A 20,593-nucleotide genomic window follows, 5' to 3' on the forward strand; every position below is an offset into this window, starting at 1 on the left:
CGGTGACGAGATCCTTGTAACCGGGCAGCTACTCGAACATGGACTGGTCCAGGTCTTTGATCAGTCCGCGATCAAGCGCGATCCCGATCAGCAGCGACACGACACTCTTGCTCACCGAGCGCACGTCATGGAGATCGCCGACGCCATATTGATACGTGCCGGCAGGACTGCCCCAGGGTTGGTCTCGCCCGCCGCTATAATGTTCGAAGACGAGTGTTCCATGCCGCAGCACGAGAACGGCATGAGGGTTGAGGCCGGTCTTTTCGATCTGTCGGACGAGCCTGCAGGCCGTTTCCGATGCGGCGGGTTCGGACTTGACGACATAGCCCGTCTCCGTGCCGGGCAGGGAAGGCCGCAATCTTCTGCCGCTGCGGCTGGAGACGTAAACAGCATAAGCGCAATCAGCATGCCCGATCGGTTCATGGGACACGATCCTGTTCAGACCGTGCCTATATACCATGTTCCGAGCAGGCGGGCATCGGCCCAAAATAACAGGCCGTTCGTGCCGACCGCTTGGCGGATACAGGCGGTCGGCCCGACGAACCGCTAACGCGACAGAAGCGTCAGTGCCGTCATCTTGTCGAGCAGGCTGCGGGTGACACCGCCGAACAGCATTTCCCACCAGCGTGAATGGCCGTAGCCGCCCATGACGAGCAGATCGATGCTCTGGTCGGCGAGGCGCGTCTCGATCGCTTGCGCAGGTGAAGCGCCACCGCTGTCCTGGGTCGTCAGTGTCACCGAAACACCGTGGCGCGAGAGCGCTTCGGCAATCTCGGCGCCGGCAAGTTCCGGCGCCCGATCACCGCGTTCCGGTGGATCGATGACCAGGATTTCCACCGATTGGGCCTGTTTGAGGAATGGCAGGGCATCGAAGGTGGCGCGGGCGGCCTCGCGCGAGCCGTTCCAGGCGATCAGCACGCGCTCGATCGGCTTCGGCTGCTTCAGCGTATAAGGCACGAGCAGCATCGGCCTTCCGCTTTCGAAGAGGAAGGTTTCGAGATCTGCGCGGTGATCGGTCTGGGTCGGATCGCTCTGGGTAGCAACGATCAGGTCGACGGCGCGCGCCGTCTCCTGCACCGAGCTTGACGAATAACCGGCTGCCAGCATGTAGCTGCGCCATTCCGACGACAGGCCTTCGCTCGTGGTGCGCTGGCGAAAAATCTGCTCGATCGCGACCGTTTCCTTCTGTGCGGTTTCCTGCAGGATTTCGATGGCGGCGGGGTCGGGGATCTCCATCGGCGCGATCAGGGGAATGGCGGCGAGCGTTTCGGCATGCACGCCGATGAGGTGAGCAGAGAATTGTTCGGCCAGCGCTACGGCGAAATCGGTGATCTGAATTGCATTGCGCTGGGTGTCGAGAACGGCAAGAACCGTTTTGTAGGACATGGAAATCTCCTCATCGGCTGGCTTCATTGTGAGCCAGTATCCAGAAATAATCTGGTGCCGATTTGATGCCGGTCAACTGCCGGCGATGCGTCAGGCGTCGGCTGTCGGGTTGGCAGTGACCTTGGCCGCATCAAGTGCGGAGATCATCGCCTCGACCGCTTCTGCGGCCGCATCGAGCGGCGCGGCATCGCGGGCGCGCACGACGAGTTCGGTGGAAAATTTCTTGCCGTCGAAGCGCGGATAGGAGCCGATGCTGGTATCCGGATGAGCCTTCTGGATATCGGCGAGCAGCGTGCCGATATCGCCTTCGCCATAGGGGCAGGAGACCGACCGCGACAGCATTTTCACGCCGCTGCGCAAAGTCGGCAGCACGTTGTCGACCATCGCCTGGAAGACTTGCGGCACGCCGGCCATGACATGGACATTGCCGATGACGAAACCCGGCGCCGTCGAGACCGGGTTGGGAATGTGCGTGGCCCCTTCCGGCATGCGCGCCATGCGCTGCCGGGCAGGGGTAAATTCCATCTCGCGCCGCTTGTACATCTCGGAAAGCAGCGTCATTGCCGCCGGATCGTAGACGCAGGGCACACCGAATGCTTTCGACATTGCGTCCGCGGTAATGTCGTCATGGGTCGGGCCGATCCCGCCCGAGGTGAAGACATAGTCGTATCGCGCCCGAAGCGCGTTGAGCGCCTCGACGATCGCGTCCTCTTCGTCGGCGACGATGCGCACTTCCTTGAGGTCGATGGCCGAAAGCGTCAGCATGTCGGCGAGGTGGCCGATATTCTTGTCTTTGGTGCGTCCCGACAAAAGCTCGTCGCCGATGGCGAGCATTGCGGCGGTAACGATCAAAGATCTCGGACATGGCTGGCCTCCTGACAGGGTAATCCGTCCTACGCCTGAAATGCGAAGGCAGGAAGAGGCAATCTTTCCTTCCGACGAAGCGCTCTATGTAGGAACGTTATATTTTCGTGACCGTCGGCGACTAACTGTCGTCAAAATGCGAACAGTGAGTTGCTCAGCCGGGCGCTGTATCCCGGCAAGGGTACTGATACATCTGGTTGCGGATTTGACTGCCCTGACATCAAACGGAGAGACTTCATGGCTAAGGTTCTGGTTCTTTATTATTCTGCCTACGGTCACATCGAGAAGATGGCCTATGCCGTCGCGGAAGGCGCGAAATCCGCCGGTGCGGATGTTACCGTCAAGCGCGTGCCGGAACTCGTTCCGGAAGACGTTGCCAAGGCATCCTATTTCAAGCTTGACCAGGAAGCGCCGATCGCGACCCCGGACGAGCTCGAACAATATGATGCGATCATCGTCGGTGCCGGCACCCGCTTCGGCACGGTCGCCTCGCAGATGCGCAATTTCTGGGATCAGACCGGCGGCCTCTGGGCAGGCGGCAAGCTGGTCGGCAAACTCGGTTCGGTATTCACGTCTTCGGCCACCCAGCATGGCGGCCAGGAATCAACCATCCTCGGCTTCATCCCGACATTCCTGCATCAAGGCATGGCGGTTGCCGGTCTTCCTTATGCCTTCCAGGGCCAGATGGGCGTCGAGGCAGTCAAAGGCGGCTCGCCCTACGGCGCATCGACCATCACCGATGGCGACGGCTCGCGCCAGCCTTCGGAGATCGAACTGGAAGCGGCAAAATATCAGGGCGCGCATGTCGCGAAGCTTGCAGCCAAGCTTTCCGCCTGATCGATAATACCCGTCACAGCAATAGAAGAAGGGAGCAGCGCCGCTGCTCCCTTCTGCCGTTAATGCCTGGAGGCGGTTGGAATCAGCGCGGGTTGCACGACTGCACCGCAGGCGTCTGCAATTCGGTCGGCAACGGCGCCGGGTTCGCAGCATTCGCCGGGCTGCAGTTGGAATTGGGGCTGATCGAATTATTGCTGATCGAGCCTGTCGTGGTTGTGTCCACCGTCATGCTGCTCGACGCATCGTAATCCATCGTCGTCGAATTGTGATTGGTGCTCGGCGTAATCACGCTCGGGTCGCTCCCGGGGGTGCCGACAGGAATGTTGGCATCATAGGTCTGGGCCATGGCACCGCCGGCGGCCATCATGACGGAAAGGGTGGTGGCTGCAATAAGCGTCTTCATATCTCTTCTCCCTTGCTACGAGAGGGAAACAGACGCTTCCATGCCTTTGTTCCGAAATCAGATTGAACAAAAAATGTGATGGCGGAGCAGGAACAAAATCTGTTTCGGCGAGATAGATGTCGGATGGTCGCATGCTGGATGAGCTTCGGCGACGATGCGCACAAGCGCCTTGGTGCGGACGGCGGGGATCGAACCCGCATGACCGAGGTCGAGGGATTTTAAGTCCCTTGCGTCTACCAGTTTCGCCACGTCCGCATACCCGGCTTTCTCGACGGGTCGGGAACAAAAGCAAGCCTCCAAGTGATCGATGCAGCAGGATTTTGCGTTGGCGCCTGTCCACGTCAGCGTGTTGAAGGGAGCGGCGAGCGGCCTATGTCCTGCCCATCGACAACGAGGTAAGTCCCGATGTTCAAGCGCATATTGTTTTTTCTGATGGTCCTGGTGGTAGGCACGGCTGCCCGCGCCGAGGGAACCATCAAGGAAGGGCAGTTCATGTCGAGCCAGATCCTCAAGAAGAATGTCGAGTTCACCGTCTACCTGCCGCCCGGCTATGGTCGTGATGAACGGAAATATCCGGTCATCTATCTGATGCATGGCGGAGGGGTGGAAAGAACCAGGACTGGTATCGCTATGGTGGCGCCGACCGGGTCTTCGACCGCCTGATCGAAGCGGGAAAAATGCCACCATTCATCGCCGTGACGCCCGAGGGGCGGCGTGACGAAGAGGACAAGTTCAACACCTATTACATGAACGATGCCGATGGAAAATATCGCTGGCAGGACATGTTCGTCGAAGAACTGGTGCCACATATCGAAAAAACGTTTCCCGTTATTCCCGGCAAGCGTTCGCGAGCCGTTCTCGGCCTGTCGATGGGCGGTTATGCCGCCGTCGCCTATTCGATGAAATACCCCGATCTGTTTGCCGGCGCCGCGGCGCTGAGTGCCGCCTTTCGCACCGACCAGCAGGTGGTCGAGATGGATCAGGCCGGCTATGAGCGTCGCTATGGCAAGGCCTGGGGGCCGGGCCTGACCGGGCGCAATCGGCTGAACCAGGCCTATTATGCCAACAGTGTGCTCGACCTCGTGGACAAGGTGCCGCCTGAGGCCATCCGCAAGACCGATCTCTATATCGATTGTGGCTCCTATGACGACTTCTTCGTCGGCAATGCCGAATTGCATGTGAAGCTGACCAGGCTCGGCATCGAACATCGGTTCATGGCTCGTGAAGGTGGCCATGATTGGCCCTATTGGCGTTCGGGGCTGGAAGAGGCGACGCTCTTCATCGGCAAGGTCTTTCGGCAGTAATTGGATCGACCGACGGTCCGTGACGCTTGCCGAACCGATTTGGCGATAATTGGCTTGGTGTCCGCGTTGCGCCTGTGGCATAGCGGGGCAACTTTTACGATGCAGGATTGCCTATGCTGACGAAAACGGGTGTGGAGGACGCCATGGCGGCGGTCCGGACGATTTTTCCGGAAACGCCGCTGCAGTTGAACGAGCATCTGAGCCGCAAATACGGCGCTGAGATCTGGTTGAAGCGCGAGGACTTGTCGCCGGTCCGCTCCTACAAGATCCGCGGCGCCTTCAACTTCCTGCGCAAGGCGATCGCTTCAGGTGGCAAGGACAAGACCTTCGTCTGCGCTTCGGCAGGCAATCATGCCCAGGGCTTCGCCTTCGTCTGCCGGCATTTCGGGGTCAAGGGCGTGGTCTTCATGCCGGTGACGACGCCGCAGCAGAAGATCGACAAGACGCGCACCTTCGGCGGCGAGTTCATCACCATCAAGCTGGTCGGCGACATTTTCGACCAGTGCTATGCCGCGGCCCGCGCCTATGTGGAGGAGACCGGCGGCAGCATGGTGCCGCCTTTCGACGATGGCGACATCATCGAGGGCCAGGCGACCGTTGCGGCGGAAATCAGCGCGCAGCTTCCCGAGGGGACGCGGCCGGATCTCGTCATCCTGCCGGTCGGTGGCGGCGGTCTCGCATCCGGCATTACCGGTTATTTCAACGATGTTCTGGCGGCCGACAGCTTCGTCTTCACCGAGCCGACCGGCGCGCCGAGCCTCAAACGCAGCCTCGAGGCGGGCGAAGTGATCGCGCTGCCGAAGGTCGACAATTTTGTCGACGGCGCTGCGGTCGCGCGCATCGGTGATCACAATTTCGCAGCCTTGAAGAAGTTCTCACCGGAACAGGTAGTGCTGGTGCCGGAAAACGCGATCTGCGTGACGATGACAGACATGCTCAACGTCGAGGGCGTGGTTCTGGAACCGGCAGGGGCGCTTTCGATCACCGCGCTCAACCTGCTGCCACCCGGGAAGATTGCGGGTAAGACGATCGTCTGCGTTGTCTCCGGCGGCAATTTCGACTTCGAGAGACTTCCGGACGTCAAGGAACGGGCGATGCGCTTCGCGGGCCTGAAGAAATACTTCATCCTGCGCCTGCCGCAGCGTCCGGGCGCCCTTCGTGATTTCCTCAACCTGCTCGGTCCGGACGACGATATTGCCCGCTTCGAATATCTGAAGAAGTCGGCGCGCAATTTCGGCTCGATCCTGATCGGCATCGAAACCACCGCGTCGGAGAATTTCGCCGGCCTGCACGAGCGTTTCGAGGCTGCAGGACTGGGCTACGAGGATATAACCGAAAACGAGATCCTCGCGAACCTGATCATCTGATCGGTTGAGCGGTGAAACTCTCTCGGCTTTTCAGTGAAGCGCTTCCGGCGCTTCACCCAATATGCTAGGCAAATTCCATGGCATCGATTTTTTCATCTCTGTTTTCGCTTTTCTCGGGCAAGGGGCAGCCGGCCAAGGCTGCATCTCAGGCCGAGCCGGTTTCTTATGGTGACTGCCTGATCTATCCGGCGCCGATCCCCGAAGGCAGCCAGTTCCGGCTGGCCGGCCGTATCGAGAAGGAAGTCGGCGGGCAGGTTCTGGTCAGGACTTTTGTCCGCGCCGATATGTTTTCGTCGATGGACGACGCGGTAAATTTTACGGTGCGGAAGGCGGAGCAGATCATCGACCAGAACGGCCCCTCGCTGTTCTCCGATGGCGTGCCTTCCCGCACGGCATGATCGGCGAAATCGTCTAAGTTACGATACTCACTCAATTTTAAGTCTTTCAGGCTAGCGTCGCTGGACATTTGTCAATTTTGTACAGCGGTCTGTATTGATGAAATTACAGCGGCGTTATTTCAGGCGCGTTGTCTGTTGGTTGCTGGCAGCCATTATTCTGCCGAATGTCGCCCTTGCAGAAGGTTATGCGCAGCGTTCGTCATATTCGGACGTCGCATGGATGTGTGTTGGCGGCGCCCTTGTGCTGCTGGCCGGCCTGGCCATCCATTTCATCCGCAGAGCGGTTTTCGCCAAGCGGCATGGCATCTTCGGCGGCGAAACGGAGCGTCTGGCGGCTCTTGCCAGTGCGACGTTCGAGGCAATTCTCATTCATCGCAACGGCATCGTGCTTGACGGCAATGAGGAACTGGCAAGACTTGTGGGGCGTCCGCTCTCCGATCTCGTTGGGCGATCGATCTTCGAGTTTCTCGTTGATGGACGGGCGATCAAAGTATCCGAGATCATCACACGCAACGATGATCGCAGCCACGAGATCTTCATCCGCGTGGCGGGCGGAGAACAGATACCGGTCGCCGCTCGTGGCCGAGACATCGTCTTTCGCGGCGAGAAGGCGCGCGTCGGCTGCTTTGTCGATCTGAGAGAGCGCAAACAGGCTGAGAACCGCATCCGTTATCTGGCGCAGCACGATCCTCTCACCGGCTTGCCGAGCAGGGTGCTCTTCACCGAGAATCTGACGAGCGTCATCGGTGAACGCGAGACCGGGCGCTGCTGCGGGATATTCAAGCTCGACCTCGACCGCTTCAAGGACATCAACGATATCCACGGCCACCAGGCGGGCGATACCCTGATCCAGTGCGTGGCGGAAAGGTTGCTGGCCGCTGCCGGTCCCGATCACATCGTGGCACGCCTCGGCGGCGACGAGTTCGCCGTCATCCTCGATGGCGTGTCTTCGGAGCGGGAACTGGAAGCGTTCGGAAATCGCATGCTGTCCGTCATGGCAACACCGATCGCTATCGGCGACGGTGAAGAGGTCAGCGTCACCATCAGCATGGGCGGGGCGCTCTTTCCCGATCATGCGGGAGAGATCGATGCGCTTGTCGGATGCGCGGATGTCGCGCTGTCAGACGCAAAGAATTCCGGTCGCAACGCGTTTCGGGTCTTTCGCACGGGCATGAACGATCTGATCGAAAAGCGGCGGATGCTGGAGGCCGATCTCGAGCAGGCGCTGAATCACGGGCAACTCGAACTGCATCTGCAGCCGCGGGTAAAGGTCGAGGACGTCAGTATCGTCGGCTATGAAGCCTTGTTGCGCTGGAACCATCCCGAGCGCGGCATAATCAGCCCGTCGGACTTCATTCCCGTCGCGGAGGCATCGGGCAAGATCATCCGCCTGGGGGAATGGGTGCTTGCGGAAGCCTGTCGGCAATTGAAGCAGATCGACGGGCATATCAGCGTCAATGTCAGTCCGTTGCAATTCCGCCATACGGATTTCGTCGCTGGCCTGCGCGAAATCCTGCGCGCGTCCGGTGCCGATCCGCGACGGCTGGAGCTCGAGATAACAGAGAACGTGTTGATCGACGATGATCATCGGGCGGTGCAGATCCTCAACGAACTGAAGGCTATGGGCGTTGCCATTGCCCTCGATGATTTCGGCACGGGCTACTCATCGCTCAGCTATCTCAGCCGCTATCCGTTCGACACGATCAAGATCGATCGCAGCTTTGTCAGCAATCTCAGCGTTGACGATAAGGCACGCATGATCGTCAGGACGATCATCGATCTCGGTGTCGGTCTCGGCATGAAGATCGTGGCGGAAGGTGTGGAGACGCTTGAGGAGGCGAGGTTTCTGGCCGAGGCAGGATGCCACGAGCTGCAGGGCTACCTGCTTGGACGACCGAAACCGATGGCGGAGGTCGCTCGCGTCATCGAGCCGAACGTCGCCATGCGTCTGAAGGACATGCCGAAGCGCCGGCCGGAAATGCGGGATGCGGGTTTCGCTGCCCGCAGGGTGCCGAGGCTGGTGAAGTTCAATTCATAAACCATGCTGCGCCAGTTTGACTGAAACTTAACGCTGGCGGCGCTAGAAAAATGCAGTTTTATGGTCTGGAAAGACTGCCCATGCCGTGGCTCAACCTGTGCCTGTTCTTTGTCGAGGCCGTCGTCTACTTCTCGGTAATGACGGCCTTCCTGCATTTCCGCCGATCCCTCGGGCTCGGGGTGTTTCTGGCTGCGCTCGGCGTCATGCATTTCATGGAGACCTATCTGGCGGCGGTCTTCTATGTCCAGTTGCCGTTCGGGACGGTCTCGCCGGGGTCGTCCGTCTTCTTCGCCGGCAAGCTGATGATGATCCTGCTGCTGTATCTCAAGGAAGACGCGGCAACGGTTCGTCAGCCGATCTACGGTCTTTTTCTCGGCAATCTTCTGACGGTCGGTCTTGCGCAGATCCTGCAGGCTCATGCTGCGGTGGCACTGCCGGGCGGCCGCGCGGCCGACATGGGTTTTCTCGACGAGATGGGCTGGCTCATGGTCTGGGGCACGTCGATCCTCTACCTGGATCTCGATCGGCATCATTCTTCTCTACGAGCGGCTTGGCCGTTTTATGGAGCGCAATATCGTGCTGCGCTTCGCTATCAGCGGCGCGGTCGTGCTGACCTTCGACCAGGTTGCCTTTTACACCGTCCTGCACATTCTCCTCGACGCGCCGCTCTCCGTGCTCTTCGGCGGCTGGTATGCGAAGATGCTGGCCGTCCTGATCTATTCGGTTCTGTTCGGGGCCTATCTGAAGCTTGACCAGAGCACCAAATGGTTCAATCACACCCGAGAAATCCGCGACATCTTCAACGACCTGACGTTCCGCGAACGCTATCAGGCGCTGCTCGCCAAGGCAGGCGTCGATAGCCTGACGGGCGTGTTCAATCGCGGACGCTTCGAGGCGGATGCGCCGGAACTGATCCGGGAATGTCTTGGCAAGGGCAGGGCGGTCAGCATGCTGATCATCGATGCCGACCACTTCAAGCAGATCAACGACCAGTTCGGTCACCAGCGCGGCGACACAGTGCTGAAGGAGCTTGCGGAGTGCCTGGGAAGCGGTGCCCGGGCTGGCGATCATCTCTCGCGCTTCGGCGGCGAGGAATTTGTGCTGCTGATGTGTGGCATGAGCCATGAGGATGCCATCGAGCGTGCCGAGCAATTGCGCCAGGATATCACGCTCAAGGTATTGCGCCCCGACGACCGCGGCCTGACGGTCTCGATCGGCGTTGCGACAGGGCCGGAGGACGGCAGGACGCTGGATGTTCTGCTGGGCCGTGCCGACGAGCGGCTCTACCACGCAAAGAACAGCGGCCGGGACAGTGTCCACGGCCGCTTTGGAAAGTTCGGTGCCGACCGCCTTGCAGGCTGACGGCTAAAGGGCTCGCCGTGGCTTAGGCGGCTGCAGCGAGCTGCTGGGTGCGTTCCTGCGCAGAGGCGATTGCCTTTTCCAGTGCTTCCGGACCGAAGGCTGTGCCTTCGACATAGATCACTTCGACATCGGTCATGCCCATGAAGCCGAGAACGGTCTTCAGGTAGGGAACGGCGTGGTTCATCCCCATGGCCGGGCCTTCCGAATAGATACCGGCAGCCGACAGGACGACATAGACCTTCTTGCCGGTGGCAAGACCCTGCGGGCCTTCGGCGGTGTAGCGGAAGGTCTGGCCGGCGCGGGCGACATTGTCGATCCAGCTCTTCAGCGTCGAATAGATGTTGAAGTTGATGAGGCCGGTTGCGAGCACGACCGTGTCGGCTGCGAGCAGTTCGGCAGTCAGCTGGTCGGACATTGCGGCAGCTGCGGCTTCTTCCGGATTGCGGGCTTCGGCCGGCTTGCGGATTGCAGCGGTCGTCACGGTGTCGAGATGCGGGATCGGGTTCTTGCCGAGGTCGTGGCTGACGACGGTTGCATTCGGATCCTGCGCCTTCAACTTATCGACGAATTCGTTAGCGATCCTGGTGGAGAGCGATTCATCGCCGCGCGGGCTGGATGTCACGAGAAGGATGGAAGACATGGTGCCAATTCCTTGATTACTCTGGAGGTCGGTCAGACCTTGTTGTTGGTCAGCGAGACTGGAGGACTCGTCTGCACTGACAAATAGGAGTGGACCGTCATCGATAAAACGGGGATAATATCGAAGGTTTCTATCGAACATTTGGATAGCTGACATGGATGCCAATCCGACCCTCGATCAGTTGCAGGTCTTCATCGCGGTGGCCGATACCGGAAGCTTTTCGGCAGCAGCGCGCGCACTCAATCGCGCGCAGTCGGTGGTCAGCTACACGATCAGCAATCTCGAGGCGCAGCTGGAAGTGCCGCTCTTCGAGCGCAGCGGCGCGCGCCAGCCGAAACTGACCGATGCGGGCAGGGCGATGCTGGTGGACGCCCGCCGCCTTGTGGCCGACCTGCAGGTGCTGCGCTCGCGCGCAAAAAGCATCCGGCAGGGGCTGGAGGCCGAGATCTCGCTGGCGATCAGCGTCATGGTGCCGGCCGACGCGCTGGTGAGCGAACTCAGGAAATTCCGCGAGCTGTTCCCGAGCGTCTCGCTCAGCCTCAATGTCGGCGAACTCGGCAAGGTCATGGATCTGGTGCTGAGCGATCAGGCGAGCATCGGCATCGGCGGCGCGCTTTTGAAGCAAGACGATCTGCTCGTTGCCGAAAAGATCGGTCATGCCTTCATGACGCCGGTCGCAGCACCCGACCATCCGCTGGTCAAGCTCGGCCGCCCGCTGACGCTTGCCGACGTGCGCGACGAGACGCAGCTTGTGGTGACGGATGCATCCGGCATCACTGCCGGGCGCAATTTCAATGTTCTCTCCTACAAGACGTGGCGGGTCAGCGACATCGCCACCAAGCACCATCTGATCAAGGGCGGGCTCGGCTGGGGCGGGCTGCCGGTCTCGCTGGTGCGCGACGACATCCGCAACGGCGATCTGGTGTCGCTCGATCTCGAGGCTTACGAGCAGGGCGAGTACCCGCTCTATGCACTGCGCAAGGCGGCCAATCCTCCGGGACCGGCGGGCCAGTGGCTGATCGACAGTTTTGCGGCAAAGCTATCCACCTGCCCGAACAAGGACGACCTGCAGAAGGTATTGAAGGGTGAGGCCGGGCAACGGTTCTCGGTGGCGGCCGAATAGGGCACTCTCCTGGCTCGACGATAGCATGCAAACCGCGCTAATTGACCTCTTTTCCGGCTCTGCTATAACCGCGCCACGGTCAGCAGTTCACCGAGGCGTCGCCGTCCCTTTTGGGAAGCTAAACCTGCATTTGAAAAGAGTTCAGCACTTATCCTGTGCCGAGGTCGACAAGACGGTGACCAGCGACATTCCAGACGGACCGGCACGCTTGAAGGATAAGCCATGCCCAGAACCATCTTCCCGATGGCCGTTTCCGATATGTCGGCCTTCGCCAAATCCCTCCGTTCCCAGATCGACAGGCTCGACCACAAACCAAGCCATCTGGAAATGCTCAATCTCCTGAGTCGCGCTGCCGGTTTTCGCAACTACCAGCATTTTCGCGCATCGAACGCCTCGGCGGAGGTGATCGACAATCTCCATGTTACCGCCGAACCTGAGCCGCAGGCCGACGAGCGGCGGGTGCAGCATACGCTACGCGTCTTCGATAGCGACGGTCGCATCACTCGCTGGCCGGGCAAGCGTTCGCAGCAGGAACTGTGCCTGTGGTTTCTCTGGTCGAAGATCCCACGCGGGCGGACTTTCTCGGAGCGCGAGATCAGCGAATTCCTTAACGTCCTGCATGGCTTCGAGGATCCGGCGCTGTTGCGTCGCGATCTCTTCGATCTTGGTCTTGTGACGCGCAATCGGGACGGAAGCGACTATCGCCGCATCGAGCGCAAGCCGCCGCCGGAACTGTCTTTGCTTCTGAGGCGGATCGGTTCCGGCAGGGCGAAAGCGGCCTGAGGATCGGTCAAAGCGTCAGCGTGCCGGAAATGCATGTCGCCACGTCGCCGCCGACCCAGACGTCGTCGCCAATCTTGTCGACATGCACCCGGCCCGCGCGGCCGAGTGCCGTGCCCTGCGCCGCCACATAGTGTTCAGGTGCCACGCCTGCACCGATCAGCCACTGAGCGAGGCCGGCATTGAGGCTGCCGGTGACCGGGTCCTCGTAGCCGTTGCGGGTGAAGGCGCGCACTTCGAACTGCGCGTCCTCGCCATCCTGCCTGGGATCGAAGGGGCCGACGAGGCCGACGCGCAAGCCGTCGAGGATGGCATAGTCCGGCTTGACCGCGAGCACGTCCGCGCGTGAGGGCAGCAGGACGCCGATCCAGTCCGGCCCGTTCTCGCACCAGTTGGATGCCTTGATCATCGATACCGGCAGGCCGATGCCGCGGGCGATCTGATCGACCAGTGCGGGATCGACCGGTCCGGAGCGCTTCAGCGGCGGGGCTGCGAAGGCGAGGCGGCGGCCGTCGCGCCGGATGCGGACGAGGCCCGCGCCGCATTCCTGCACGATCTCGCCATCCGGTGCGTCTGCCGCCTGGCTCAGCCAGACATGGGCGCTGCCGAGCGTCGGGTGACCTGCAAAGGGCAGCTCCTGGGTCGGCGTGAAGATCCGTACCCGGTAATGCGCCTTGGGATCGGTCGGCTTGAGCAGGAAGGTCGTCTCGCTGAGATTGGTCCAGTTGGCGAAGGCCTGCATTTCTGCATCGCTCAACGCGTCCGCGCCGATGACGACGGCGAGCGGATTGCCGCGCATCGGCTGCGAAGAGAAGACGTCTACCTGCTGGAAGGGAGTGTGGGCATGGGGAGCTTCATCCAGTGAATGGAGAGTACTTAGAGGTATCTGTTGGAATCCGCGGCAATCATACCCTCATTCCTGTGCCCTAGGGCTTCGCCCACGGTATGTCACAGGAATCCAGCCGCCGCGCGTCTGCGCGACGAGAGACCCTTTCCAGCCCAAGGACTTGGGCTGGCTGGATCCCTGTGACAAGCACAGGGATGAGGAAGGTTGAAGCGTCACAGCACCAGCCGGAACTTCGCAAAACCGTTTTCGCCGTCGCCGGCATCCTCGATCTTGGCGCCCTTGATCTCGGCGGCGAAGGTGCGGGCCTTGGGGCCGGTCTCGAAGATTGCCGTCGTGCCGGGCAGAGGCTTGAACGACCAGTTGTCGTCGGCGGACGGGTTGATCGTGCCCTGGTCGACGATGTAGCGGACGATGACGTCGCGGTTGGTGTCGGGCGCCACGAAGATCACCTTGTCGCCGGCAATGTCCGGGAACTTGCCGCCGCCACCGGCGCGGTAGTTGTTGGTTGCGACGACGAATTTCTGTTCAGGATCAATCGCTTTTCCGTCGAACTTCAAGTCGGTTATGCGGTTCGAATCCGGATTGACGAGCTTGCCGTCCTTGTCGAAGCGCGCCGGCTGCGACAGGTCGATCTGATAGGTGACGCCGTCGATGACGTCGTAATTGTAGGACGGGAAGCCGTCGTTGAGCAGTGCCGCATCCTTGGCGCCGGCCTCTATATGGTTGAACATGCCGGCCGACATTTCCAGCCAGTTCTTCACCTGCGCGCCGTTGATCAGCACGGCCTGGACGGTGTTCGGGTAGAGATAGAGATCGGCGACGTTCTTGATGGCGATGTCGCCTGTCGGCACGTCGGTGTAATATTCGGCGCCGCCGCGGCCGCCGGCCTTGAAGGGGCGGCGGCGGACAGGACCGGATAGTCCTTGTACTCGCCGTCCTTCAGCATGTCCTTGATGTACCAGGTCTGTGCGTTCGAGACGATCTGGACGGACGGATCGTCAGCGACGAGGGCGAAATAGGAATAGAGCGGCGCCGACGTCTTGCCGACCGGGCGGCGGACATAGGCGAGGGTAGCTTCGTGCTCCGCCTTGACGGCTGCCAGCACTTCCGGCTTGTCCTTGACGTCGGCAACTACCTTGCGGTTCTCGTCGCGATGGTAGATCGGCCGCGCTTCCGAGGTGGAATCGACGATCTTCCAGCTGTTGCCGTCCTTTTCCAGAAGCAGGTCGATCAGGCCCATATGGGAGCCCCAGAAGCCCGCCATGACGGCGGGCTTGCCCATCAGCTTGCCCTTCTTGGCATCGGCGCCGGCAATGCCGTCGAAATCCTTCGGGCCGGGGAAGACGAGATGCTGGTGGCCGGTGAACACGGCGTCGATACCCTCGATGCCGGCGAGGTAGAGAGAGGCGTTTTCCATCCGCTCGCTCTGGCCGGAGCCGTCGATGCCGGAATGGGAGAGCGCGATGACGATGTCCGCCCCTCCTCCTTCATCACGGGAACCCAGGCCTTGGCGGCATCGACGATATCGCGGGTCTGCGCCTTGCCCTCTAGGTTCTTGGCGTCCCAGACCATGATCTGCGGCGGCACGAAGCCGATGAAGCCGACCTTGATCGGGCTTGTCGCACCTGAGCCGTCGCGGATCTGCTTTTCAAGAATCACATAGGGCTTGAAGAAAAGCTCATCCTGTTTGGCATCGGATGCCAGTATGCCTTTGGTAAGGTTGGCACAAACGTAAGGAAGCCGGAGCCGCCGAGGACCTTGAACATGAAGTCCAGGCCGTAGTTGAACTCATGGTTTCCGAGCGTGCCGACATCATAGCCGAGCACGTTCATGGCGGTAATGACCGGGTGTTTGTCGCCTTCCTTCATGCCGCGCTCATAGGCGATATAGTCGCCGAGCGGATTGCCCTGCAGGAAGTCGCCATTGTCGACCAGCATCGAGTTGCCGGCCTCGGCGCGGATCGCATCGACGATCGAGGCCGTGCGGGAAAGACCGAGCGTGTCGTTCGGCTTGTCGGCGTAATAATCGTAGGGGAAGACGTGAACGTGGATATCCGTCGTTTCCATGATCCTGAGATGCGCCTGATTTGCCTGGGCGCGGGCCGCGAACGGATGCAGCATCACCAGAGCCGAAGAGGCGGCAAGGCCGCCGAGCACGGTGCGGCGCGAGATCGTCAGGGATGGATTGGAGGACGGCATGATATCTCCCTCTTTGTCATGAATGAACGCGACACTAGGCCCATTCGCACGGGCATGCATCACCTAAATGACAGGGGAGACATCATCGGTCTCAGCGTGTCAGGACCGGCTTGATGTCCTGGTGGAAGAAACGGAAATAGGAAGCCACCTGCGCTGCCGCATTGGTGTTCGGCCGAAACGCGATCCCGAGGCGGCCGCTGTGATACCATTTCACTGTGCCTTCAAGCACGCCGAGCTCGTCGCTTTCGATACGGACCGGGCTGCCGGCCGCAGCATTGAAGGGGCTGCCGAGATCGAGCGCAAGCCCACTTTCGGAAAGGTCAACGACACGCCCCTTGGCGGATTGACTGTAATATTTCACCGTACCGAAAATGCGTGTCTTCCGGCGTGGCGCCGAACGGGTCTTCATCTTGAGATTATTGGCCGGCATGAGAAGCGATCCTTGTTCTTGTGCCACATTCCTAACAGACAGACATTGAAGCGCGTTTAGCTGGCCGCATAAAATTGTAACGATGCGGACGTCAAAGGCCGACATTTGGCCGGTCGACGACCTCGCGCAGCGAAAAGCTGGAATTGATCTTCACCACATGGGGCAGGGCAGACAGCCAGTCACGATGGATGCGTTCGTAATCGGCCAGATCCTTGGCGGCGACGCGCAGGATATAGTCGTATTCGCCCGACATCAGGTAACAGACCAGAACATTGGGGCAGAGCTTCACCGCCGCCTCGAATTCCGTCAGCGTCTTGGCGAACTGGCCCGATAGCGAGATATGGACGATCACCATCATCTTGTAGTCGAGCGCCGCATTGGAAAGGCGGGCATGATAGCCGCTGATCGTGCCGGTCTTTTCCAGGATGTCGAGGCGGCGCGAACAGGCTGATGGTGACAGGCCGACCTTCTGCGCCAGCTCGGCATTGGAAATGCGGCCTTGATCCTGCAGAACACGCATGATGGCATGATCGATGGCATCAAGGCTGCTCATTCGGAGATCCTTCGAATATCTGACGCTCTGCTGCAATAATCTCCGAAAAATGTGTTTCCGGCAATTCGTCTTTGCAAGGACGTGTCGTCACTTTTCTGTTGTTCTTCTCGCGGGAGTTCCAACGATAAAATCGCACAACGGGAGGAGAGACCGCATGCGTGTCGGGTGTCCGAAGGAAATCAAGAATCATGAATATCGCGTCGGCCTGACGCCGGGCGCGGTGCGCGAATACGTCGCCCACGGCCATGACGTGCTGATCGAGACCAAGGCCGGTGCGGGTATTGGTGCGGATGATGCGGCCTATCAGGCCGCCGGTGCAAGGATCGTCGGTTCGGCCAGCGAGATCTTTGAAAAGTCCGACATGGTGGTGAAGGTCAAGGAACCGCAGCCGGGCGAATGGGTGCAGCTGCGCGAGGGCCAGATTCTCTACACCTATCTTCACCTCGCTCCCGATCCCGAACAGACCAAGGGGCTGCTCGCCTCCGGCGTGACAGCTGTCGCGTACGAGACCGTCACCGATGAACGTGGCGGGCTGCCGCTTCTCGCACCGATGTCGGAAGTCGCCGGTCGTCTCGCGATCCAGGCAGGTGCGACGGCGCTGCAAAAGGCCAATGGCGGTCGCGGTATCCTGCTCGGCGGTGTGCCCGGCGTGCTGCCGGCCAAGGTGGCGGTGATCGGCGGCGGGGTGGTGGGCCTGCATGCCGCCCGCATGGCCGCTGGCCTCGGGGCCGATGTCTCAATCATCGACCGCTCGCTGCCACGCCTGCGTCAGCTGGACGATCTTTTCGGCGGCCGCGTCCATACCCGCTATTCGACCATCGACGCTCTGGAGGAAGAGGTGTTTTCCGCCGATCTGGTGATTGGTGCGGTGCTCATCCCCGGTGCCGCTGCGCCGAAGCTGGTCAGCCGGGAAATGCTGTCGGGCATGAAGCAGGGCGCTGTCATGGTCGATGTCGCAATCGATCAGGGCGGCTGCTTCGAGACATCCCATGCGACGACCCATTCCGATCCGACCTATGTGGTCGACGGTATCGTCCACTACTGCGTCGCCAACATGCCGGGTGCGGTTCCGGTAACCTCCGCCCATGCGCTGAACAATGCCACGCTCCAGCATGGCCTGGCGCTTGCCGATCGCGGCCTGAGGGCGATCGCCGAGGATCGGCACCTGCGCAACGGCCTGAATGTTCACAGGGGACGCGTCACCAGCCAGCCGGTGGCCGAGGCGCTCGGTTACGAAGCCTTCGCGCCGGAGGGCCTGCTGAACGTCGCCTGATTGACCGCTTCAGTATCTCGATAACGCCGGATGCAGCCGCGTCCGGCGTTTTTCTGTCTGAGAAATCAATTCGATATGATTTAGATATATCGAAAAGCTTGCGTGTGGGCGAATTGAGACTATCTTTAGATATATCGAAAGATAGTTCTAGGAGACGAAAAATGTTTGGACACAAGTTCGACGGCCGCCATGGATGCGGCGAGCGTGAAGGCCGCAGGCCTTTCGATGAAATCTTCGCCATGCGTGGTGGTCCGTTCGGCCAGGGTTTCGGCGGTCCGGGGCGCGGTGGACGTAGTGGACCCGGCGGTGGCCGCGGTTTCGGTGACGATGGTGATGGCCGCATCGGCCGTTTCCTGATGCAGGGCGACCTGCGCCTGCTGGTTCTGGCGCTGATCGAGAAGGAACCGCGCCATGGCTACGAGATCATCAAGCATATCGAGGACATGACCTACGGGTTTTATGCGCCGAGCCCCGGCGTTATCTATCCGACGCTGACGTATCTCGAGGAGGCCGGTTACGTGGTCTCCGAGGCGGACGGGAACAAGAAGCGCTATGCCATCACCGACGAGGGCCGCGCCCACCTGGAAGAGAACCGCAGCTTTGCCGCCACCATCCTCGACAGGCTTTCCGAGCTTGCCGAGCGTATCAAGCAGCGGCAGGAACGCAGCGAACACAAGCACAGGGAACGTGGACCGGACCTGCCGCGCAGTGTCGATGCCGCTTTGCTGAACCTGCGCGAAGTGATCGCGGCCAAGCTTGCCTCAGACGAGAGGAAGGCCGGCGATTTTGTCAAGCTGCTGCTGCAGATGGCGGATGATCTGGACCGCGACGGCAAGCAGGATGGCGGCATCCAGAACTGATGGATGCCAGATCAAAGCCTGATGCTGAAAGGCGCGCGATGTTTCGCACATCGCGCGCCTTGTCTATTGGGCGGCTGGGTTCAAGCGCCTGTCAGGTCTTCAGCCCGCTCGATGCGGCACTGGTAGCAATTGTTGCGCGCCGAGCGCACATGAACATAAGCGATGTCGTTGCGGGAAAGCAGGCTGTCTGCCCGTGAAGTGATATCGCCCGTCGGCGTCACGGCACCGCTGCCATAGACGATCCGATCATCATGGCCGTAGCCGCGAACGATATAGTCCGGGCTGGACAGGATCGGGGGCAGGGTCTCTTCGCAGGCGTAGCGCTGGCATCGCTCGGCGTGCAGAAATATCGGGCCGGTTTCCGCATAGGGCTGCAGCGACGGGAAAGGGCGATAGGCGAGCACGAGAAGCGCATCGCCTGCATCGATATTTTCAAGGCAATGGCGGCAGGGATGGCCCGGGCCGTCCGACGTCTTCAGTTCGGGCGCCCGGTCATAGGCATCGGTGCCGCCATTCCAGAAATGTTCGGCATCTGCGCTCGGCATGGCGGTGTAGTGGATGGGCGACATGGCAACCTCCTTGCGTGGGAAAGCCATGTGATGCCGCCTGTCACCGCTGGCCGCCACCCGATTCCTGCGCGGAAAGATCGGAGAAGATGAAGAACAGCCCGGCGATCATCGCGAGATAGGCGCAGAGTTCCGACAGCTCCTCGACAAGCTGCGCGACATGGCCGTCCATCCAGTCACCCATCGGCACCAGCGGCAGGTGGCCTTCCGAGGCTGTCGAGATCAGCATGCCGATCGCGGTGAACAGCATGGAGAAGAGCGGTATCCGCCGCTGCTTCAACAGGTCGATCCCGACGAAGGTGAGGCGTTTGACGACGATGATCGCGATCGTCGACAGGATGAGGGCCGCGACCGCCGGAGCGACGGCGGGCTTGTACCAGAGATAGCGCGAGGCAAAGAGCGGGCCGTGATCGCCGATGCTGGTCGGGTCGAAGAAGACCGCACCCCAGCTTAGCTCGCGGCCGATCAGCACGAGCAGGACGGGTGCTGCGGCCAAGCCGAACCAGCGGCCCGGATCGTTTCCTTGGCGGAAAAACAGAAGCGAGGCGGCAAAGCCGATCCCGATCAGGATAACCTGGGCATTCTCGATCGGCTGGTTTTCGTAGCTCCACCAAGACGGCAGGACGAGCGCCAGCGGATAGCAGGCGGCGAGCAGGATCAGCGAAAGGGAGAGAAGGGAGGTGGCGGCACGGCGCCAGATGCTTGTGTTCATTGTGACAGGGATATGACGTACCCCTGCCATCGGCAACTCAAACCGTCACAATCCCCAGGAAAATGAACGTGATACCCGAAAGCGCTGGCTCAGCTTTCCAGCGCGGCCAGGATCTGGGCATCGGTCATCGGCAGGATCTCGCCCTCGCTCATGCTAACGGGGGAAAAGCCCATCATCTGGTAGAGCTGGATGGCGCGCGGATGGTCCAGATTGTTGGTGGTGACCGTCACCTTCGAAGGATTGTCCTGCCAGGCGGCGTAAAGCGCCTGCAGCAGAAACCATTTGCCGATGCCGAGCCCCATCGCCCGCTCGAACAGGCCGAAATAGGAAAGCTCGACGACGTCGTCTTCCTTCTTCGCCAGTTCGAAGAAACCGGCCGGTGCGCCATCGACATAGAGCACGCAGATCGAAACCGCCGCATCATGGATGACCGCCGTCAGCTCGTCATTATTGAGCCGCAGCCGCTCGTACCATTGCCAGCGCTTGCCGATCTGGCGGTAGAGATAGCGATAGAAATGCAGCGGGATTTCCGGCGCACGCATGATCGCGGTCTGGACGTTGACGGGCACCGGCAGGCTGGCGCGCGGCGGCGCCGTCATTTCGAGTTCGGTGACATGGACTTTGAGCGGAACAGTCTTCTTCGCCATCTATG

21 protein-coding genes, 1 tRNA gene and 2 pseudogenes are annotated in these 20,593 nt (G+C 60.7%); 11 read left to right on the forward strand and 13 right to left on the reverse strand.

The genetic code is table 11. From position 1 onward, the window contains the following. Window positions 1-28: 28 nt before the first annotated feature. The 3 genes from N7E02_RS24260 to N7E02_RS24270 form a co-directional block, all read right to left on the reverse strand. Window positions 29-430 (reverse strand): hypothetical protein, encoded by a 402-nt coding sequence (locus tag N7E02_RS24260; RefSeq protein ID WP_286580155.1) that lies wholly within the window; start codon window positions 428-430, stop codon window positions 29-31. Between the two features lie 116 nt (window positions 431-546). Further along, the gene (locus N7E02_RS24265) at window positions 547-1,386 is read right to left on the reverse strand and encodes a universal stress protein (protein ID WP_286580156.1); all 840 of its coding nucleotides are present in this window, start codon (window positions 1,384-1,386) and stop codon (window positions 547-549) included. A gap of 90 nt (window positions 1,387-1,476) precedes the next feature. Next, window positions 1,477-2,220 (reverse strand): competence/damage-inducible protein A, encoded by a 744-nt coding sequence (locus tag N7E02_RS24270; RefSeq protein ID WP_286584012.1) that lies wholly within the window; start codon window positions 2,218-2,220, stop codon window positions 1,477-1,479. 267 nt (window positions 2,221-2,487) lie between these two features. Between N7E02_RS24270 and wrbA the strand changes: the two genes are divergently transcribed. Next, window positions 2,488-3,087: an NAD(P)H:quinone oxidoreductase type IV gene (gene wrbA, locus N7E02_RS24275; protein ID WP_286580158.1), complete on the forward strand. Its 600-nt coding sequence runs from the start codon at window positions 2,488-2,490 to the stop codon at window positions 3,085-3,087. An 82-nt stretch (window positions 3,088-3,169) separates the two neighbouring features. Here wrbA and N7E02_RS24280 read toward each other — a convergent pair whose 3' ends face one another. Together N7E02_RS24280 and N7E02_RS24285 are read right to left on the reverse strand one after the other, a co-directional pair. Continuing rightward, window positions 3,170-3,490, reverse strand: coding sequence for a hypothetical protein (locus N7E02_RS24280; RefSeq protein WP_286580160.1), 321 nt, complete (start codon window positions 3,488-3,490; stop codon window positions 3,170-3,172). 170 nt (window positions 3,491-3,660) lie between these two features. Then, window positions 3,661-3,745 (reverse strand) — tRNA-Leu (locus N7E02_RS24285). Between the two features lie 150 nt (window positions 3,746-3,895). On the opposite strand from N7E02_RS24285, the gene N7E02_RS24290 reads away from it, so the two are divergent. From N7E02_RS24290 to N7E02_RS24315, 6 genes and pseudogenes are all read left to right on the forward strand, one after another. Then, on the forward strand, window positions 3,896-4,153 hold the full coding sequence (locus tag N7E02_RS24290) for an alpha/beta hydrolase-fold protein (protein WP_286580162.1): 258 nt from the start codon (window positions 3,896-3,898) through the stop codon (window positions 4,151-4,153). Continuing rightward, window positions 4,153-4,794 (forward strand): alpha/beta hydrolase, encoded by a 642-nt coding sequence (locus N7E02_RS24295; RefSeq protein WP_286584014.1) that lies wholly within the window; start codon window positions 4,153-4,155, stop codon window positions 4,792-4,794. Before N7E02_RS24290 ends, N7E02_RS24295 begins: the two co-directional genes overlap by 1 nt. Window positions 4,795-4,910: 116 nt before the next feature. Then, window positions 4,911-6,161, forward strand: coding sequence for a threonine ammonia-lyase (ilvA, locus tag N7E02_RS24300; protein WP_286584016.1), 1,251 nt, complete (start codon window positions 4,911-4,913; stop codon window positions 6,159-6,161). A 77-nt stretch (window positions 6,162-6,238) separates the two neighbouring features. Then, window positions 6,239-6,559, forward strand: a complete 321-nt coding sequence (locus tag N7E02_RS24305; protein WP_286580165.1) for an HlyU family transcriptional regulator — start codon at window positions 6,239-6,241, stop codon at window positions 6,557-6,559. Window positions 6,560-6,779: 220 nt separating this feature from the next. Beyond that, complete coding sequence (locus N7E02_RS24310) at window positions 6,780-8,597, forward strand: putative bifunctional diguanylate cyclase/phosphodiesterase (RefSeq protein ID WP_286580167.1); 1,818 nt, start codon at window positions 6,780-6,782, stop codon at window positions 8,595-8,597. An 80-nt stretch (window positions 8,598-8,677) separates the two neighbouring features. Beyond that, window positions 8,678-9,959, forward strand: a pseudogene (locus tag N7E02_RS24315) (GGDEF domain-containing protein). A gap of 22 nt (window positions 9,960-9,981) precedes the next feature. On the opposite strand, the gene N7E02_RS24320 reads toward N7E02_RS24315, so the two are convergent. Then, a complete protein-coding gene (locus tag N7E02_RS24320) occupies window positions 9,982-10,599 on the reverse strand; it encodes an FMN-dependent NADH-azoreductase (RefSeq protein WP_286580169.1) in 618 nt (205 codons plus the stop codon). A gap of 154 nt (window positions 10,600-10,753) precedes the next feature. Here N7E02_RS24320 and N7E02_RS24325 point away from each other — a divergent pair, with 154 nt between their 5' ends. Beyond that, window positions 10,754-11,722 carry a LysR family transcriptional regulator gene (locus N7E02_RS24325; protein WP_286580171.1) on the forward strand — a complete coding sequence of 323 codons (969 nt, stop codon included), beginning with the start codon at window positions 10,754-10,756 and terminating at the stop codon, window positions 11,720-11,722. 222 nt (window positions 11,723-11,944) lie between these two features. Continuing rightward, on the forward strand, window positions 11,945-12,505 hold the full coding sequence (locus tag N7E02_RS24330; RefSeq protein ID WP_286580172.1) for a DUF2087 domain-containing protein: 561 nt from the start codon (window positions 11,945-11,947) through the stop codon (window positions 12,503-12,505). 7 nt (window positions 12,506-12,512) lie between these two features. On the opposite strand, the gene N7E02_RS24335 is transcribed toward N7E02_RS24330, so the two are convergent. The 4 genes and pseudogenes from N7E02_RS24335 to N7E02_RS24350 all read right to left on the reverse strand — a co-directional run bounded on the left by N7E02_RS24335 (window position 12,513) and on the right by N7E02_RS24350 (window position 16,530). Beyond that, window positions 12,513-13,301, reverse strand: a complete 789-nt coding sequence (locus N7E02_RS24335) for a PhzF family protein (RefSeq protein ID WP_286580174.1) — start codon at window positions 13,299-13,301, stop codon at window positions 12,513-12,515. 260 nt (window positions 13,302-13,561) lie between these two features. Next, window positions 13,562-15,547, reverse strand: a pseudogene (locus tag N7E02_RS24340) (bifunctional 2',3'-cyclic-nucleotide 2'-phosphodiesterase/3'-nucleotidase). A 91-nt stretch (window positions 15,548-15,638) separates the two neighbouring features. Continuing rightward, window positions 15,639-15,977: a PilZ domain-containing protein gene (locus N7E02_RS24345; protein ID WP_286580177.1), complete on the reverse strand. Its 339-nt coding sequence runs from the start codon at window positions 15,975-15,977 to the stop codon at window positions 15,639-15,641. A 91-nt stretch (window positions 15,978-16,068) separates the two neighbouring features. Then, entirely contained in the window at window positions 16,069-16,530 is a 462-nt protein-coding gene (locus N7E02_RS24350) for an Lrp/AsnC family transcriptional regulator (RefSeq protein WP_286580178.1), read from the reverse strand. A gap of 154 nt (window positions 16,531-16,684) precedes the next feature. Here N7E02_RS24350 and ald point away from each other — a divergent pair, with 154 nt between their 5' ends. Together ald and N7E02_RS24360 are read left to right on the forward strand one after the other, a co-directional pair. Next, window positions 16,685-17,803 carry an alanine dehydrogenase gene (gene ald / locus N7E02_RS24355; RefSeq protein ID WP_286580180.1) on the forward strand — a complete coding sequence of 373 codons (1,119 nt, stop codon included), beginning with the start codon at window positions 16,685-16,687 and terminating at the stop codon, window positions 17,801-17,803. A 161-nt stretch (window positions 17,804-17,964) separates the two neighbouring features. Next, a complete protein-coding gene (locus N7E02_RS24360) occupies window positions 17,965-18,663 on the forward strand; it encodes a PadR family transcriptional regulator (RefSeq protein WP_286580181.1) in 699 nt (232 codons plus the stop codon). 80 nt (window positions 18,664-18,743) lie between these two features. On the opposite strand, the gene N7E02_RS24365 is transcribed toward N7E02_RS24360, so the two are convergent. The 3 genes from N7E02_RS24365 to N7E02_RS24375 all read right to left on the reverse strand — a co-directional run bounded on the left by N7E02_RS24365 (window position 18,744) and on the right by N7E02_RS24375 (window position 20,588). Then, the gene (locus N7E02_RS24365) at window positions 18,744-19,232 is read right to left on the reverse strand and encodes a DUF1203 domain-containing protein (protein WP_286584018.1); all 489 of its coding nucleotides are present in this window, start codon (window positions 19,230-19,232) and stop codon (window positions 18,744-18,746) included. Window positions 19,233-19,272: 40 nt separating this feature from the next. After that, window positions 19,273-19,941 carry a hypothetical protein gene (locus N7E02_RS24370; RefSeq protein WP_286580182.1) on the reverse strand — a complete coding sequence of 223 codons (669 nt, stop codon included), beginning with the start codon at window positions 19,939-19,941 and terminating at the stop codon, window positions 19,273-19,275. Between the two features lie 89 nt (window positions 19,942-20,030). Next, window positions 20,031-20,588 carry a GNAT family N-acetyltransferase gene (locus tag N7E02_RS24375; RefSeq protein ID WP_286580183.1) on the reverse strand — a complete coding sequence of 186 codons (558 nt, stop codon included), beginning with the start codon at window positions 20,586-20,588 and terminating at the stop codon, window positions 20,031-20,033. Between the last annotated feature and the right edge of the window lie 5 nt (window positions 20,589-20,593).

This window comes from Terrirhizobium terrae, from assembly GCF_030323265.1.
Lineage (GTDB): Bacteria > Pseudomonadota > Alphaproteobacteria > Rhizobiales > Rhizobiaceae > Neorhizobium.

Coding starts and splice junctions, on each gene's coding strand:
- N7E02_RS24265 (WP_286580156.1), bottom strand. CDS start 1,386: ATGTCCTACAAAACGGTTCTTGCCGTTCTCGACACCCAGCGCAATGCA.
- N7E02_RS24270 (WP_286584012.1), bottom strand. CDS start 2,220: ATGCTCGCCATCGGCGACGAGCTTTTGTCGGGACGCACCAAAGACAAG.
- wrbA (WP_286580158.1), top strand. CDS start 2,488: ATGGCTAAGGTTCTGGTTCTTTATTATTCTGCCTACGGTCACATCGAG.
- N7E02_RS24280 (WP_286580160.1), bottom strand. CDS start 3,490: ATGAAGACGCTTATTGCAGCCACCACCCTTTCCGTCATGATGGCCGCC.
- N7E02_RS24290 (WP_286580162.1), top strand. CDS start 3,896: ATGTTCAAGCGCATATTGTTTTTTCTGATGGTCCTGGTGGTAGGCACG.
- N7E02_RS24305 (WP_286580165.1), top strand. CDS start 6,239: ATGGCATCGATTTTTTCATCTCTGTTTTCGCTTTTCTCGGGCAAGGGG.
- N7E02_RS24310 (WP_286580167.1), top strand. CDS start 6,780: ATGTGTGTTGGCGGCGCCCTTGTGCTGCTGGCCGGCCTGGCCATCCAT.
- N7E02_RS24320 (WP_286580169.1), bottom strand. CDS start 10,599: ATGTCTTCCATCCTTCTCGTGACATCCAGCCCGCGCGGCGATGAATCG.
- N7E02_RS24325 (WP_286580171.1), top strand. CDS start 10,754: ATGGATGCCAATCCGACCCTCGATCAGTTGCAGGTCTTCATCGCGGTG.
- N7E02_RS24330 (WP_286580172.1), top strand. CDS start 11,945: ATGCCCAGAACCATCTTCCCGATGGCCGTTTCCGATATGTCGGCCTTC.
- N7E02_RS24335 (WP_286580174.1), bottom strand. CDS start 13,301: ATGCGCGGCAATCCGCTCGCCGTCGTCATCGGCGCGGACGCGTTGAGC.
- N7E02_RS24345 (WP_286580177.1), bottom strand. CDS start 15,977: ATGCCGGCCAATAATCTCAAGATGAAGACCCGTTCGGCGCCACGCCGG.
- N7E02_RS24350 (WP_286580178.1), bottom strand. CDS start 16,530: ATGAGCAGCCTTGATGCCATCGATCATGCCATCATGCGTGTTCTGCAG.
- ald (WP_286580180.1), top strand. CDS start 16,685: ATGCGTGTCGGGTGTCCGAAGGAAATCAAGAATCATGAATATCGCGTC.
- N7E02_RS24360 (WP_286580181.1), top strand. CDS start 17,965: ATGTTTGGACACAAGTTCGACGGCCGCCATGGATGCGGCGAGCGTGAA.
- N7E02_RS24365 (WP_286584018.1), bottom strand. CDS start 19,232: ATGTCGCCCATCCACTACACCGCCATGCCGAGCGCAGATGCCGAACAT.
- N7E02_RS24370 (WP_286580182.1), bottom strand. CDS start 19,941: ATGAACACAAGCATCTGGCGCCGTGCCGCCACCTCCCTTCTCTCCCTT.
- N7E02_RS24375 (WP_286580183.1), bottom strand. CDS start 20,588: ATGGCGAAGAAGACTGTTCCGCTCAAAGTCCATGTCACCGAACTCGAA.